Here is a 16,427-nt window from a genome sequence, read left to right as displayed (position 1 = left end):
TACTAAACTTTGGGTATGGTTTATTATATCCAAAGGTAAAATAATTGTTAAAGATTACAGTCAATAAAATTGATTTGTATATAACTATATATTTTACAGTTTAAACACCACATTAGCAAAGTCGTTAATGTTATTACTTAGGAGTGATTTATGCAGGTCTCAAGACGTAAGTTTTTCAAGATCTGTGCAGGTGGTATGGCAGGGACTTCTGCTGCAATGCTTGGTTTTGCACCAAGTGAAGCGTTAGCAGCCCCTCGCGAGTACAAGCTTTTACGAGCTAAAGAAACTCGCCAATCCTGTACTTATTGTGCCGTAGGCTGCGGTATGTTGATGTATAGCCTCGGTGATGGAGCAATGAATTCACGTGGTAAATTATTCCACGTGGAAGGTGACCCAGACCATCCAGTTAGCCGTGGGGCATTATGTCCAAAAGGTGCAGGGGTGTTGGATTATGTAAATAGTCCAAATCGTCTTCAATATCCAGAATATCGTGCACCTGGTTCTGATAAGTGGGAACGCATTTCTTGGCACGACGCCATTCATAAAGTTGCGAAATTATTAAAAGAAGACCGTGATGCCAACTGGGAAACCACCAATGCGGAAGGTACGCCAGTTAATCGTTGGGCAACAACAGGTTTCTTGACAGCTTCTGCTGCAAGTAATGAAACGGCACTTTTAACCCAAAAATTTGGTCGTGCCTTTGGTATGTTGGTTTTAGATAACCAAGCGAGTACCTGACACGGACCTACGGTAGCAAGTCTTGCTCCTAGTTTCGGTCGCGGTGCGATGACCAACCATTGGGTTGATATTAAAAATGCGGACGTTGTGGTAGTAATGGGCGGTAACGCTGCTGAAGCTCACCCTGTTGGCTTCCGTTGGGCTATTGAAGCGAAAAAACAAAATGGTGCGAAGTTAATGGTGGTTGATCCACGTTTTAACCGTACGGCTTCTGTGGCAGATTTCTATTCTGCAATTCGTTCAGGTACAGATATTACACTTTTATTAGGTGTGATTAAGTATCTTTTAGATAACGATAAAATTCAACATGAATATGTAAAACATTACACCAATGCAAGCTTCTTAATTCACGAAGGCTTTGGTTTTGAAGATGGCTTATTCACAGGCTATAACCCAGAAACTCGTTCTTATGATAAATCAACATGGTCTTATCAATTAGACGAAAATGGTCAGCCAAAACGTGATATGACACTTCAAGATCCGCGTTGTGTTATTAATCTTCTGAAAAAACACGTTGAACGTTATACCCCAGAAATGGTGGAACGTATTTGTGGCACAAAACAAAAAGCGTTCCAAGAATTTGCAGAAACCATTGCGTCAACGGCTGATCCAAAACGTACAACGACATTCTTGTACGCATTAGGTTGGACACAGCACACAGTTGGTACGCAAAACATTCGTTCAATGGCAATGATCCAGTTACTTTTAGGTAATATTGGGATGTCTGGCGGTGGTGTAAACGCATTGCGTGGTCACTCAAACGTACAAGGTACAACAGATATGGGCTTATTCCCATCTATGTTACCAGGCTATATTCCATTACCAATTGAAACAGATACTACTTTAGATGCTTTCCTAAAACGTATTACACCAAAAACAACGGTGGATGGTCAGACAAACTACTGGCAAAACACCCCGAAATTTATGGTGAGTATGCTTAAAGCCTTCTATGGCGAGAATGCAACTAAAGATAACGAATTCGGCTACCACAATTTACCGAAACAATATAAGAAAAAAATGGATCATATGAGATTTATCGAATTGATGGATCAAGGCAAAATCAATGGTTATATCTGCCAAGGTTATAACCCATTAGCCTCTTATCCAGATAAGAATAAAATCTCAAGTGCGTTACGTAAATTAAAATTCTTAATTATTTGCGATCCATTAGCAACAGATACCTCAGAATTCTGGCAACATCATGGCGAATACAACGATGTAAACCCAGCTGATATTCAAACTGAGGTTATCCGTTTACCAACCATCTGTTTTGCTGAAGAAGATGGCTCAATTGCGAACTCTGGCCGTTGGTTACAATGGCACTGGAAAGCAGCTGAACCACCAAAAGAAGCAAAACCAGATGTAGATATTTTAGCGGAAATCCGTGAAGTGATGCTTGAAATGTATCATGAAGAAAAAGCTCAAGGTAAAACGCCAGTTTCACTTGAAACTATTGAAGCCATGACTTGGAATTACAAAAATCCATTAGAACCGAAATCGGAAGAGCTTGCTAAAGAGAATAATGGTTATGCACTAGAAGATCTTTATGATGCAAGCGGTAAATTAATTGCGAAAAAAGGCGAATTGCTTTCAAGCTTTGCTCAACTTCGCGATGATGGTTCAACTTCATCAGCGATTTGGATCTACACTGGCCAATGGACAGAAAAAGGTAACCAAATGGCGAACCGCGATAACAGCGATCCATCTGGTTTAGGTAATACATTAGGTTGGGCATTCTCATGGCCTCTTAACCGTCGTGTACTTTATAATCGAGCCTCTGCAGACTTATCAGGTAAACCGTGGAACCCGAAACGCCAGCTTGTAAAATGGAATGGCAAAAACTGGAACTACATTGATGTGGCAGACTTCGGTACTGCACCACCAAATAGTAATGTAACGCCATTCATTATGAATAATGAAGGTGTGAGCCGTCTATTTGCATTAAATAAACTGACAGAAGGTCCGTTCCCTGAACACTATGAACCGATTGAAACACCAATTGGTACGAACCCACTTCACCCTAATGTGGTTTCAAATCCAACGGTTCGTATTTTAGAGAGCGACAAAGATCGTTTCGGCGATGCAAGTCAGTTCCCTTATGTGGGTACAACTTACCGCTTAACTGAGCACTTCCACTTCTGGACCAAACAATCTAACCTCAATATGATTGCTCAGCCAGAACCGTTTGTGGAAATTAGTGAAGAGTTGGCAAAAGAGAAAGGCATTGAAAATGGTGATGTAGTAAAAGTAACTTCAAAACGTGGTTATATTAAAACTAAAGCCGTTGTAACAAAACGTGTTCGTTCAATTGATGCTGATGGTAAACGTATTCACACTGTGGGTATTCCAATCCATGGCGGCTTTGCAACAGTAGGCAAAAAATCATTCTTAGCCAATACGCTCACTGGACGTGTAGGTGATGCAAATACGCAAACACCAGAATATAAAACGTTCCTTGTAAACATTGAAAAAGTAACGGAGGCAGTATAATGTCAGGTGTACAAGATCAAAACATTATTAAAATTTCTGCTACGTCCTTTGTTACCCCACCACCTCAATCTCGTGATCACGTGGTGGAGGTCGCAAAACTTATTGATGTTTCAACCTGTATCGGCTGTAAAGCTTGTCAGGTAGGTTGTTCAGAATGGAACGACATCCGTGCACCGCAAGAAGATTGCGTGGGAGTTTATGATAACCCTCGTGATCTGAATGCAAAACAATGGACGGTCATGAAGTTCAATGAAGTGGAAGAAAACGACCGCTTGGAATGGTTAATCCGTAAAGATGGTTGTATGCACTGCGCCGAACCAGGCTGTTTGAAAGCCTGCCCATCACCGGGTGCGATCATTCAATATGCAAACGGTATCGTGGATTTCCAATCTGATAAATGTATCGGTTGTGGTTACTGTATTGCAGGTTGTCCATTCAATATTCCACGTATGAATGATGAAGATAACCGTGTGTACAAATGTACCCTTTGTGTGGATCGCGTGAATGTAGGTCAAGAACCAGCTTGCGTAAAAACCTGCCCAACAGGTGCAATCCGCTTTGGTTCGAAAGATGAGATGCTTCACTACGCAGAAACACGAGTGAAAGATCTGAAATCTCGCGGCTATCCAAATGCAGGCATTTATAACCCTGAAGGTGTGGGCGGAACACACGTAATGTACGTGTTGCACCACGCAGATAAACCTGAGCTTTATTCTGGCTTGCCGAAAGATCCGAAAGTTGATGTGACGGTTGAGCTTTGGAAAGATGTGCTTAAACCAGTTGCAGCGATTGCAATGGGCGGCTTAGCACTTGCTGAGGTTGCTCACTATGTAACCGTTGGACCAAACGTTGAAGAAGATGTGGAAGATCACCACGAACACGCAGAAGGTGAACATCAAGAAAAAGGAGGCAAAGATGAGTAAAAAAGTGGAAATCACGAATGATACCCGTATTATTCGCCACAAACCTGTTGCTCGAGTGAGCCACTGGTTCTTGGTTATTTCATTCTTTATGACAATGTTCACAGGGGTTGCGTTCTTCTTCCCAGATTTTGCATGGCTAACCGAAATTCTTGGTACGCCACAATTAGCTCGTGCAATCCACCCATTCACGGGGATTGTGATGTTTATTGCCTTTATCATTATGGCGTTGATTTACTGGGATCATAACATTCCAGAAAAAAATGACCTAAAATGGGCAATGAACGTACACGAAGTGTTAAAAGGGAATGAGCATGCAGTGGCTTACAATGGTAAATATAACTTTGGTCAAAAAATGTTATTCTGGACATTAAATTTGGCAATGTTTACCTTGTTAATCACTGGAATTATTATGTGGCGAAAATATTTCTCACATAATTTCTCAATCCAAACCTTACGAATTGCTATTTTGCTTCACTCAGCAAGTGCCTTTGCGTTATTTACAGGGATTCTCGTTCATATGTATATGGCGTTCTGGGTCAAAGGTTCAATCACAGGAATGGTTGAAGGCTGGGTTACCGTCCGTTGGGCGAAAAAACACCACCCGAAATGGTATAACGAGGAAGTGAAACCTGAGCTCGAAAAAGAGCTGGCTGAACAAGCAAGTAAAGGCTAATTTCCAAACCAAAGTGCGGTATAATTACCGCACTTTTTGTTTATTCTCTTCTCATTTAAGGACACAAAATGAGTATCCGAATTTTACCTGATACTGAAATCAAACAAGCGGCAAGTTCTTTTGAACATCCACCGCTTTTATTTGCTAACCCGAAAAACTTATATGCCCGTCGTGCGAAACGCTTACGCCAATTGGCAGAACATAACCCATTCAAAGATTATCTTGAATTTGCAGCAAACTTGGTTGAAGTGCAATTAGATCTTCTTGAAAGCCAGCCAATTGCAAATGAACAAGAAAAATTGACTGCTTGTATTACTCAAACACAAGGTAATAAACCGCTGAACGCCAAAAATTTTCCACGCTCAAACGAATGGCAGAAACTTTTGCTCGCACTCATTGAAAAATTCAAACCTTACGCTAATGAAACTACCTTACCGACATTGGAATGGTTAGAAAAGGCGGCATCTTCTGAGCTAGAAAAATTAGCAACAGACTTGCTTAATGAGCATTATGAACAAGTAGGAGCAGATAAAGCGGTCTTTTTATGGGCGGCACTTTCACTTTATTGGGTGCAACTCACTCAACAACTGCCACGCAATACCATGACCGAAGTAGGTGAACGCCATACCTGCCCTGTATGCGATGCAGCACCTGTGGCAAGCATGATTCATTTTGGCAGTGAACAAGGTTTACGCTATATGCACTGTTCGCTTTGTGAAAGCGAATGGAATATGACCCGTTCACAATGCTCAACCTGCGATCAAAGTGGCAAATTAGATTACTGGAGTTTTGATAATGTCGATGCAGGCGTGAAAGCTGAAAGCTGTGGTGATTGTGGAAGTTACTTAAAAGTAATGTACCAAGAAAAAGATGCCTATGTTGAACCTGTAGCAGATGATCTTGCCACCATTTTGCTTGATGCTGAAATGGAGCAAAAAGAGTTTGCTAAAAGCGGATTAAATCCGTTTCTTTTTCCTTAATATGTTGAAGCGGGGTTTATCCCCGCTCTAAGTTTATTTTTCTAAAAATAACACAAAATCCGCTACGGTATGGAATGAGCCAAAGACTAAAATAATATCTTGTTCTTCGGCTTGTTCAAATAATATTGGAGCAATCGCATCTACATTCTCATACACACAAGCGGTTGCATTTGGTAATACATTTACCAATTTATCAAACACGGCTTGACCACTCTGTCCCCGCCAACAATCTAAGCCAACACAATGCCATTCGTCAATAACCTCTCTTAATGGCTGAACAATGCCCGAAAGTCCCTTATCTTCCAAACAGCTGAAAATCGCAAAAATTTTTGCTTTTTTAACCGCTTGCAAGCGTTCGGCAAGATAGCGTGCGGCGTGAGGATTATGCCCCACATCAATAATTACTTGTGCTTTTGGTTTTTGTCCTGAGAAATGAGCAAAATCTGCGGCTTGCAATTGTTGGAAACGCCCTGTCATTTGAGCTTCTTGCAAAGTCTCACGAATCACTTGTTCACTCACATTAAATGGTGTTTTTAGTAATGTAGCAATTGCCGAACCTGCATTTGGAATAGGAATGAGCGGCATTGGCAAGGCATTAAATTGTTGCGTTTTCGATTGCCAATAAAATGTTCCATCGTTCACTTCATATTGCCAATCGACATTACGTTGGAATTTTTGAGCATTCAGATCTTGTGCGATCGCTAAGATTGATTGTGGACAATCAGGCTCACCAATGATCACAGGAATATTCGCACGGAAAATGCCCGCTTTTTCTCTACCAATATCTTCGCGGTTATTACCTAAAAATGCTACGTGATCAATATCAATCGAGGTGATCACAGCAAGATTAGGATCAACAATATTTGTCGCATCTAATCGCCCACCTAGCCCTACTTCTAAAATTACTACATCCAACTTGGCATCTTTAAAAAGTTTCAATGCTGAGAGTGTGCTGAACTCAAAATAGGTCAAAGAAGCGGTCTTGTTCTGATCGATTTCTGTAAAACTATCAATATGTGCTTGATCGTCTAACAATTGTCCGTTAATTCGCACGCGTTCATTATAACGAAGAAGATGCGGAGAGGAATATACGCCCACTTTCAAGCCAAGTTTCATCAGTGCGACTTCCAGGAAACGGCAAGTCGAGCCTTTACCGTTCGTACCTGCCACAGTAATAACATAAGGGGCAGGATGAAGTAAATCCAAATTTGAAGCGACCGATTTAATACGATCCAAGCCCATATCAATCGCTTTAAAATGCCCGTGTTCTAAATAATCTAACCACGTTTGCAGATTATCTGCACGGGTTGGTGTTTGTGAGTTCATTTCATTTCTTCCATAAAGAAAAATCCCTGTAAACAGGGATTTATATCATTTTCTATTTGCTACTCTTCAATAATCAATTCTACTGTTTTAAACGGTGTAGGTTGATGTGTCAATTTAGCACAAATTCGACCAAGTGTATCACGCATCTCTTTTCTGTGTACGATCATATCAATCGCACCATGTTTCAGTAGAAATTCTGCACGTTGGAAACCTTCAGGCAATTTCTCACGAACAGTTTGCTCAATAACTCGAGGGCCAGCAAAGCCAATTAACGCTTTCGGTTCGGCAATGTTTAAATCACCTAACATCGCTAAACTGGCTGAAACACCGCCTAAAGTTGGATCAGTTAATACAGAAATAAACGGTACTCCTTGCTCTTTCATTTTAGCTAAAATCGCACTGGTTTTCGCCATTTGCATTAACGAGAACAATGCCTCTTGCATACGTGCACCGCCCGATGCGGAAAAACAGATAAATGGGATACGTTCTGCCAATGCTTTTTCTGCAGCCTGCACAAATTTTGCACCCACCACAGAACCCATAGAACCGCCCATAAATTCAAAGTTGAAAGAAGCTGTTACCACTGGCATTCCGTGTAGCGTACCTGCTAACACAATAAATGAATCTTTTTCACCAGTCTCTTTTTGTGCAGCAGATAAACGATCTTTATATTTTTTAAGATCTTTAAACTTCAACACATCTTGCGGTTCAAGCTCTGCTGCGATTTCTTGTGTAGAACCTTCATCTAATAAATTCAATAAACGCGTACGTGCGTTAATACGCATATGATGATCGCATTTCGGGCAAACTTGCATATTGCGTTTTAATTCTTCGCTATAAAGCACCTGATCACAGCTTGTACATTTTGTCCAAACTCCCTCTGGTACTTTCGACTTTCCTGTATTTGAAGAAGAGTCACGCCCCAAAATTCTATCTAACCAACTCATTTTTAAACCTTCTGTTGTTATGTTTAAAATAAAAAATCGCAATATTATGTAGTAGTTGAAAAATCAAACGATTAATCTGATTCTCTTAGAACAACTCTGCCACTACAGGCAAGAACGATACTATTTATATAAAAATGACTTTGTGTAACTGCTACATAATACCGAAAAATCGGTTTATTAAAGCACAAAATGCGATTTTTTAAAAGAGAGAGATGCATTATCCAAAGACATCAAACCAGATAAACTCTCGCTGTTTACAAACGAGAGTTGAATATCCTATTAAAATTACTTCTATTTCAAATATTTTTCGGTATCATTGACACTATTTCTTTACACAAACGATAGTAAGACAATGAACAAACAACAACTTGCCGCAACCCTTTGGGCTTCCGCAAATGACTTACGCGGGAAAATGGACGCTTCTGAATATAAAAACTACATTCTTGGTTTTCTTTTCTATAAATTCCTGTCAGAACATCTTGAAAATTATCTCATTAAAAATGAGGTAACGTTTGCTGATCTTGATGACGATTCCATTGAAACCATCAAAGAAGATTTAGGTTATTTTATTGCGGAAACTGATTTATATCGCACCTGGATAGCAAATATTGCAGAACGTAAGTGGAAACTGTCACATGTTACCGATGCCATTAACCACTTCAATGAGAATCTTTACGAAACTCAACGTGAAGATTTTGAAGGCGTATTCGCAGATGTGATTTTAACATCAGAAAAACTCGGTAAAGATCTAAGTGATAAAGAAATTGCTATCCGAAAACTGATAGAACTACTGAATAAAATCAACATCACTGGCAATCGTGAATATGATGTGTTTGGCTATATTTACGAATATTTAATCGCACAATTTGCTATGGCTTCAGGCAAAAAAGCGGGTGAATTCTACACACCACATCAAGTTTCTCGCATTATGGCGGCGATTGTTGCCGATGAATTACGTCCAAAAGAACAATCTGCTGTATACGACCCAACCTGTGGTTCAGGCTCGTTATTGCTTACCGTAAGCGATGCGGTAAACCACTACGAACACAAAGATAACATTCAATTCTTCGGGCAAGAAAACAATTCCACCACTTACAACATTGCCCGAATGAACTTACTGATGCGCGGCGTAAAACCTGCCAATATGATTTTACGTAATGCCGACACGCTCAAAACCGACTGGCCTTATGGTGAAGTTAATGGCGAAGATAATCCGTTATTTGTGGATTGCGTGGTGGCAAACCCGCCTTATTCCGCCAAATGGAACAGCGAACGTGCTGATAAAGACACCCGTTTTAAAGATTACGGCATTGCACCTGCCACCAAAGCAGACTACGCCTTTTTGCTCCACTCGCTTTACCATCTAAAACAAGACGGCATTATGGCAATCGTATTGCCACATGGCGTATTGTTCCGTGGTAATGAAGAAGAAAAAATCCGAACCAAATTACTCCAACGTCGCCAAATTGATGCCATTATCGGCTTGCCAGCAGGTATTTTCACCAACACAGGCATTCCAACCATTGTGATGATTCTGCGTAAACAGCCGAAGCATAACAATGTGCTATTTATTGATGCCTCGCAAGGTTTCCGTAAAGAGAAAAACAGCAATGTGTTGCGTGAACGCGACATTAAGAAAATTCTTGATACTTACCGTAAGCGTGAAGAAATTGCAGGTTTTAGCCACTTAGCAGATTTAGCGGAAATTGAAGCAAATCAGTTCAACTTAAATATTCCGCGTTACATCACACCAGCATCGAAAAACGAGAGCCAAAATATTGATGCACACCTAAACGGTGGTATTCCGAATGAGGATATTGATCAATTTACTGAATTTTGGCATGCCTTCCCGGCTTTGAAAAACAAGCTTTTTAGCCCCTTGCGTACAGGTTTTTCACGTTTAAATGTACCTGCAAATGACATTTTTAGCACCATTGAACAAGATGCTGATTACCAAGCCTTTATTGCAAAAATGCACGCCAATATTGAGCAATGGAAAGCGGAGGCAAGTTCGGCAATATTAGGGGATGAGGCAATAAAAAGCGGTAAAATTTTACCGACATTTGACGAATTGGAAACCAAGTTATTCCAACAGTTTGCTATTTCTGAATTCACCGACCCTTATGAAGCCTATCAGCTTTTTGTGGATACGTGGAATGAGACCATCGCGAGCGATTTAGAACAACTCGCTGAAAATAGTGGCTTTGATTACGCCCGCACACTCGTGCCAAATATGGTAGCAAAAGGCAAAGACGAAGAAGTGCAAGATGGCTTGAAAGGGGCAATTTTACCGAAAGATTTAATTGCTGAACGTTTCTTTACCACTGAAAAAGCACAACTTGAACAATTCAAACAAACTGCAAGTGAGAACGAAGAAACGATTAATGAGCATCAAAGCGAGCTCACCAATGGCGTGGAAAATGAAGAGGATTTAACCGCACTTGAAGCTATCATTAAAACCGCCAAAACCAATGCGAAAAAAGCTACCTCAGCATTAGCCGATTGGGCGACACAAACAGGTGCAGAGTGGGAACAAAGCGAATTGCAAGAAAAAATCGACCGCTTGCACACCATTCAAATCGCCAACCAAGCGATTAAACAAGCGAAAGATCAGCTTAAAAAAGCTGAGCCGATTTTTGATGCTCAAGTGGAGGCGAAATATGCGGAATTATCTTTAACCGATATTCGTCAATTATTAGCACAAAAGTGGTTGGTGTCGTTAGTGACAGAGTTGGAAAACATTACCCACAGCCATTCCAAAGCGGTTGCGAATCAGCTTAAAGCGTTAGATGAGCGTTATAAAGAAACGCTTGCCGAAATTCAAACCCAGCGTAAAGAGGCAGAAGATGCATTCTGGGCGATGGCGAAGTTGTTGGGGTAGAAATAAGAACTGCCACGTACGTTAGCAGAGGTGGCAGTCATTAGGCATTATTTGAAGCAGTGTAGGAACATTGTCAATGTATTGGGCAAAATAAATTGATAAATATGATTCAAAAATATATGTAGATTATATGAAAATCATTGGGCGGGGATAAACCCCGCCCCTACGAAATTGAAGCATCCAATATATCTCGTAAACCAAATAATGCCCGTAGGGGCGGGGTTTATCCCCGCCCGGATCGGAGAAAATAAAAAAATGACAGAACATAAAAAATTACAACCCGAGATAAGATTTGCTGGATTTACTGATGATTGGGAACAGCGAAAGTTAAATGAAATATCAATAAAAGTTATTGATAAAAATGTAAATAATGAATTTTGGGAAACATTCACAAATTCCGCTGAGTTAGGTGTAATTTCGCAAAGAGACTTTTTTGATAAGGATATTTCAAATTCAGAGAATATTAATAATTACTACATTGTTAAAAATAATGATTTTATCTATAACCCTAGAATTTCTAATTTTGCACCAGTCGGACCGATAAGACGAAATAAATTAGGCAGAACAGGTGTGATGTCGCCACTTTATTATGTATTTAGAACATCTGGAGTTGATCATCGTTTCTTAGAAACATTCTTTGAAACAACAAAATGGCATGATTACATGAAGTTAAATGGAGATACTGGAGCAAGAGCAGATCGATTATCAATAAAGGATAGTCTTTTTGAAAAAATGCCTATTATGTTCCCCTCACTTGAAGAACAAACCCAAATCGGCAACTTCTTCAAACAGCTTGACGACACTATCGCTCTTCATCAAAGAACGTTAGAAAAGTACCAAAAATTGAAGATTTCGTACTTAGAAAAGATGTTTCCAAAGGAAAATGAGCTATATCCAGAGCTTCGTTTCCCTAATTTTACGGACGCTTGGGAACAGCGAAAGTTAAATGAAATATCAATAAAAGTTATTGATAAAAATGTAAATAATGAATTTTGGGAAACATTCACAAATTCCGCTGAGTTAGGTGTAATTTCGCAAAGAGACTTTTTTGATAAGGATATTTCAAATTCAGAGAATATTAATAATTACTACATTGTTAAAAATAATGATTTTATCTATAACCCTAGAATTTCTAATTTTGCACCAGTCGGACCGATAAGACGAAATAAATTAGGCAGAACAGGTGTGATGTCGCCACTTTATTATGTATTTAGAACATCTGGAGTTGATCATCGTTTCTTAGAAACATTCTTTGAAACAACAAAATGGCATGATTACATGAAGTTAAATGGAGATACTGGAGCAAGAGCAGATCGATTATCAATAAAGGATAGTCTTTTTGAAAAAATGCCTATTATGTTCCCCTCACTTGAAGAACAAACCCAAATCGGCAACTTCTTCAAACAGCTTGACGACACTATCGCTCTTCATCAACGAGAAGTGGAAAAATACAAAAAAATTAAACAATCTTATTTAGAAAAGATGTTTATTTAATCGAAAATATAAATTTAAAGTAATAATAGCGGTTATATTTTGATATAGATTTGCAAAATCTCTGTTAAAAATAACCGCTCTTTTTTATCTGTTGGGTTGATTTTGTTTTTGGCAAGAGAAAGTGTGATTTAAACTTATTTTTGTCTATGTTAACGGTATGAGAGAGGATTGTAATCTATTGATTTTTAAAGATTAATTTTCCTGCCTTTTATATTCAATACAATAACTTGGGAACAGCGAAAGTTGGGGGAATGCTTTAATGAAAGAACTGAAAGATCCTCAATAGGCGAATTAATATCTGTTACAATGAATTCTGGAGTTATTAAAGCTAGTGACTTAGATAGAAAAGATAACTCTAGTAAAGATAAATCAAATTATAAGAAAGTTGAGATTGGAGATATTGCATATAACTCAATGAGAATGTGGCAAGGCTCTAGTGGAGAATCAACATTTAGAGGTATTTTAAGTCCTGCATATACAGTTTTAATACCAAATAAAGATATTTCATCAACATTTTTTTCATACTATTTCAAATTAGAACGTATGTTAGAAATTTTTAAAGTGAACTCTCAAGGATTAACATCTGATACTTGGAATTTGAAATATCCAACGATTGCTAAAATAGTGGTCTCTGTTCCTACACTAAAAGAACAAATCCAAATCGGTAACTTCTTCAAACAACTTGACGACACTATCGCTCTTCATCAGAAAGAACTTGCAAAATATCAGCAGATTAAAGCCGCTTGTTTGGAAAAAATGTTCGTGGAATGATACAATTTTGGAGGATGGGCAGGGATAAACCCCGCCCCTATGGATATATATTCGCACGTATAAAACTTATATAAATAATGACCCCTCGTAGGGGCGGGGTTTATTCTCGCCCTTTTAACATCAATAAATATTTTTAAACAGGATCTCCCATGCAAAAATCCCTATCCGAACTCGCCTTTGAAAAGGAAATCATTAAATCCCTTGACGATAACGGTTGGCATTATCGTCCTGATTTAAGCCACGGCACAGAAGAAAAATTATTATCCAACTGGCGTGAAGTTTTAAATCGGCAAAATGTGGAACGTTTAAAAGATACGCCTCTCACCGATGAAGAGTTTGAACAAATAAAATCGCAAGTTTTTGCAATAAATTCACCGCTTGAGGCAGCACGTTTTCTGTCCACTGGGCAGGTAATCATCAGTCGCGAAATTAATGGGCAAAAAAGTGATTTAATTTTGGAATGTTTTTGGTCTCACGATGTCGCTGGCGGGAAAAATAGTTATGAAGTAGTCAATCAGATTACGCGTAAGAAAAACCGTGCTACAGGGCAAGATCATCGTTTTGATGTGACACTTCTCATTTCTGGGATTCCTGTGATTCATTTGGAATTAAAGCGTGAAGGTGTTTCTATTGAACAAGCCTATTGGCAAATTCGTGATTATATGGGCAATGGCGATTTTGGCGGATTTTATTCATTAGTGCAGATTTTTGGGATTTTAAACGGCAGTGAATCGCGTTATTTTGCTCGCCCAACGGATTACCGTAGTTTTAATTACACTTTCTGTTTTGGCTGGGCAGATGAGAAAACTAATCAGCCGATTCAAGAAAGTAGCCAATTTATTAAGCACGCATTGCGTGTGCCGATGGGGCATAAATTGATGTCGCTTTACACCATCGCTGATAAGCCTAAAGGCATTTTGAAGGTGTTGCGTTCTTACCAAATTTACGCAGTGGAAAATATTTTGGCTCGTTTGCATAAATCGCAATTTAATGGTTCAGCACAAGATATTTTAGGCGGTTATATTTGGCATACCACAGGTTCAGGCAAAACAATGACGTCATTTAAAACAGCTGAATTAGCAAGCCAATTAGTCAATGTGGATAAAGTTGTTTTTCTGGCAGATCGTAATGAATTAGTGAAGCAAACGGTAACAGAATATTCGGGCTTCGTTGATGATGAAGAGGAAATTACTGCGACAAAAAATTCAGGCAAATTATTAACCGCACTTTTAGATCCGCATCAGAAGTTGATTGTAACCAGCATTCAAAAAATGGCGATTGTGGCAGAAAAAGGCAAACAGAAAAAACTAGAAAACACGAATATTGTGTTTATTGTAGACGAGGCACACCGTTCTACCGCAGGTGAAATGCTGATTCGCATTCGCGAAAATTATCCAACAGCGGTATGGTTTGGTTTTACCGGCACGCCAATTTTTGATGATAACAATAAAGGCACCAAAACCGCGGATCTATTTGGCAATCCGTTGCATGTTTATTCTGTCGCAGACGGAATTTTTGATAAAAACGTGTTGGGCTTTGATGTGCGAAAAAATTACCCGATTCCACTTTGCACACTGCGTAATGGGGTAGCGAAATGGAAAGATCCTTCAATGGGTGAAGTCTATCGTGATTATTTAGATAAGAAAAAAGTGAGCGATTTGGAAATCGAACAAGAGCTATCCAAATCACTCTATGAAAAAGAAAAATGGGTGCAGCAGGTTTCTAGCTACATTTTAGATTGTTGGGAACAAAATTCTTACAACCGCCAATTTTCTGCCATGCTGGCGGTAAATGATATTAAATCCGCAAACCGCTATTTTAAGGTGTTAAAAGATAATCCGTTGGGACTAAAAATTGCGGTGATTTATGATCCGAATGGCGAATATAACGAGGGTAGTTTTGAAGATATCTCAGATTTAGAAAACGCGATTATTCATTATAATCAACAGTTTGGCACGCATTTTGGTTTAGAAAGTGTTCCGCAATATAAAGAGGATTTAATGCGTCGTTTGGCTCGCCGTGATGAATTTAAGAAAATCACCACCGAAAATCACGATCAGCAATTAGATTTGGTCATTGTAGTTTGGCAGTTATTAACCGGCTTTGATGCCCCTTATTTGAATACACTCTATCTGGATAAAGTGTTAGATTACGCCAATTTAATTCAAGCATTTTCACGCACTAATCGCGTGCTGAATGAACAAAAACCTTACGGTATTATTGAATATTTTAGAAGCCCGATTTTAATGAGTGAAAACATTGAAAAGGCATTCAAACTCTATTCCAATAAAAATGCGTCAGGGGCATTTTTTGTGCCGAGTAAAGAGGAAAACATAGTGAAAATTAACCGTACTTTTGAAGAAATAAGTCAGCTTTTCCCTGAAAAAGTGGATACTTCAAGCGGTGAAATTCTGCCAAATTTTTACCAATTGCCAGAAGATGAAGAAAGCCAAAAGCAATTTGCAAAATTCTTCAATGAGTTTGAAAAAACGATGATTGCACTTCGACAACAAGGCTTTGCCTGGGATAACCCAAAAGAAACAAAGAAAGTGATCTTTTCAGAATCACAATATCGTGAATTGCAGGCACGCTATGCAGATTTAGACAAAATTAACCGCGAACCAGGTGTGAAAAAAGCGAAATTTGAGATTGATCCTAATCTGGTTTCAGGCACATCGACAATGATTGATGAAGATTATTTGATGAAATTAATCAATGAATTAGCTCAAGCCGAAACAAAAAGAGCCGAGGAAATTCAAGAGCGAATTGAACCGCTCTTTAATCAATTGCGTGAAAATGACCGTTTGCATGCAGATCAGATCGTCGATGATGTGAAAACAGGTAAGCTTGCCAAAGTGGATAGCTTCTTTGCTACCCTTGACCAATACCGAATGCGTGCAGAACACAACCAAATTCAGAATTTTATTAGCCAATTCGGGTTAGATCGTGAATGTTTCGGTAAGTTACAGGCGCATCACGTATTAGGCAAAGATGACTGGAAAGATTTTGGTTTGCTAGATAATTTAGTAAAAACCGCTGATATGGATTTGGTGACAGCACAATTTAGCCAAGAAAAATCCGACGAAAAACCTAATGCGTTGAAACTGAAAGGCTATTTACGTGACAAAATCAAAACGGAAATTGAACGGATTATTTTGGCGAGATAAGGTTAAATCAATATAAGGGCGAGGTTTATCCCCGCCC

At 39.1% G+C, this 16,427-nt stretch carries 10 protein-coding genes; 8 read left to right on the top strand and 2 right to left on the bottom strand.

Going from position 1 to position 16,427, the window contains the following annotated elements; all coding sequences use genetic code 11:
- Positions 1-150 precede the first annotated feature (150 nt).
- The 4 genes from fdnG to fdhE all read left to right on the top strand — a co-directional run bounded on the left by fdnG (position 151) and on the right by fdhE (position 5,804).
- Entirely contained in the window at positions 151-3,228 is a 3,078-nt protein-coding gene (gene fdnG / locus B0185_RS01220; RefSeq protein ID WP_078208068.1) for a formate dehydrogenase-N subunit alpha, read from the top strand.
- Positions 3,228-4,151, top strand: a complete 924-nt coding sequence (gene fdxH, locus B0185_RS01215; RefSeq protein WP_005705636.1) for a formate dehydrogenase subunit beta — start codon at positions 3,228-3,230, stop codon at positions 4,149-4,151. Before fdnG ends, fdxH begins: the two co-directional genes overlap by 1 nt.
- On the top strand, positions 4,144-4,824 hold the full coding sequence (locus tag B0185_RS01210) for a formate dehydrogenase subunit gamma (protein WP_005705615.1): 681 nt from the start codon (positions 4,144-4,146) through the stop codon (positions 4,822-4,824). The genes fdxH and B0185_RS01210 overlap by 8 nt, the downstream gene beginning before the upstream one ends.
- A gap of 68 nt (positions 4,825-4,892) precedes the next feature.
- A complete protein-coding gene (gene fdhE / locus B0185_RS01205) occupies positions 4,893-5,804 on the top strand; it encodes a formate dehydrogenase accessory protein FdhE (RefSeq protein WP_005705745.1) in 912 nt (303 codons plus the stop codon).
- A gap of 33 nt (positions 5,805-5,837) precedes the next feature.
- Here fdhE and folC read toward each other — a convergent pair whose 3' ends face one another.
- Positions 5,838-7,130: a bifunctional tetrahydrofolate synthase/dihydrofolate synthase gene (folC, locus tag B0185_RS01200; protein WP_005705677.1), complete on the bottom strand. Its 1,293-nt coding sequence runs from the start codon at positions 7,128-7,130 to the stop codon at positions 5,838-5,840.
- Positions 7,131-7,189: 59 nt separating this feature from the next.
- Positions 7,190-8,077: an acetyl-CoA carboxylase, carboxyltransferase subunit beta gene (gene accD, locus B0185_RS01195; RefSeq protein WP_005705852.1), complete on the bottom strand. Its 888-nt coding sequence runs from the start codon at positions 8,075-8,077 to the stop codon at positions 7,190-7,192.
- Between the two features lie 352 nt (positions 8,078-8,429).
- On the opposite strand from accD, the gene B0185_RS01190 reads away from it, so the two are divergent.
- The 4 genes from B0185_RS01190 to B0185_RS01175 all read left to right on the top strand — a co-directional run bounded on the left by B0185_RS01190 (position 8,430) and on the right by B0185_RS01175 (position 16,390).
- Complete coding sequence (locus B0185_RS01190; RefSeq protein WP_005705774.1) at positions 8,430-10,958, top strand: type I restriction-modification system subunit M; 2,529 nt, start codon at positions 8,430-8,432, stop codon at positions 10,956-10,958.
- 255 nt (positions 10,959-11,213) lie between these two features.
- Positions 11,214-12,452: a restriction endonuclease subunit S gene (locus B0185_RS01185; RefSeq protein ID WP_078208083.1), complete on the top strand. Its 1,239-nt coding sequence runs from the start codon at positions 11,214-11,216 to the stop codon at positions 12,450-12,452.
- Between the two features lie 195 nt (positions 12,453-12,647).
- A complete protein-coding gene (locus tag B0185_RS01180) occupies positions 12,648-13,223 on the top strand; it encodes a restriction endonuclease subunit S (protein WP_100208015.1) in 576 nt (191 codons plus the stop codon).
- Positions 13,224-13,372: 149 nt separating this feature from the next.
- Entirely contained in the window at positions 13,373-16,390 is a 3,018-nt protein-coding gene (locus B0185_RS01175; RefSeq protein WP_005705801.1) for a type I restriction endonuclease subunit R, read from the top strand.
- The last annotated feature ends 37 nt before the right edge of the window (positions 16,391-16,427 follow it).

Origin of the sequence: Haemophilus parahaemolyticus, assembly GCF_002015035.1 — a bacterium.
Lineage (GTDB): Bacteria > Pseudomonadota > Gammaproteobacteria > Enterobacterales > Pasteurellaceae > Haemophilus_A > Haemophilus_A parahaemolyticus.
This window is presented reverse-complemented; position numbering and strand designations above follow the sequence as displayed.

Coding starts and splice junctions, on each gene's coding strand:
- fdxH (WP_005705636.1), top strand. CDS start 3,228: ATGTCAGGTGTACAAGATCAAAACATTATTAAAATTTCTGCTACGTCC.
- B0185_RS01210 (WP_005705615.1), top strand. CDS start 4,144: ATGAGTAAAAAAGTGGAAATCACGAATGATACCCGTATTATTCGCCAC.
- fdhE (WP_005705745.1), top strand. CDS start 4,893: ATGAGTATCCGAATTTTACCTGATACTGAAATCAAACAAGCGGCAAGT.
- folC (WP_005705677.1), bottom strand. CDS start 7,130: ATGAACTCACAAACACCAACCCGTGCAGATAATCTGCAAACGTGGTTA.
- accD (WP_005705852.1), bottom strand. CDS start 8,077: ATGAGTTGGTTAGATAGAATTTTGGGGCGTGACTCTTCTTCAAATACA.
- B0185_RS01190 (WP_005705774.1), top strand. CDS start 8,430: ATGAACAAACAACAACTTGCCGCAACCCTTTGGGCTTCCGCAAATGAC.
- B0185_RS01185 (WP_078208083.1), top strand. CDS start 11,214: ATGACAGAACATAAAAAATTACAACCCGAGATAAGATTTGCTGGATTT.
- B0185_RS01175 (WP_005705801.1), top strand. CDS start 13,373: ATGCAAAAATCCCTATCCGAACTCGCCTTTGAAAAGGAAATCATTAAA.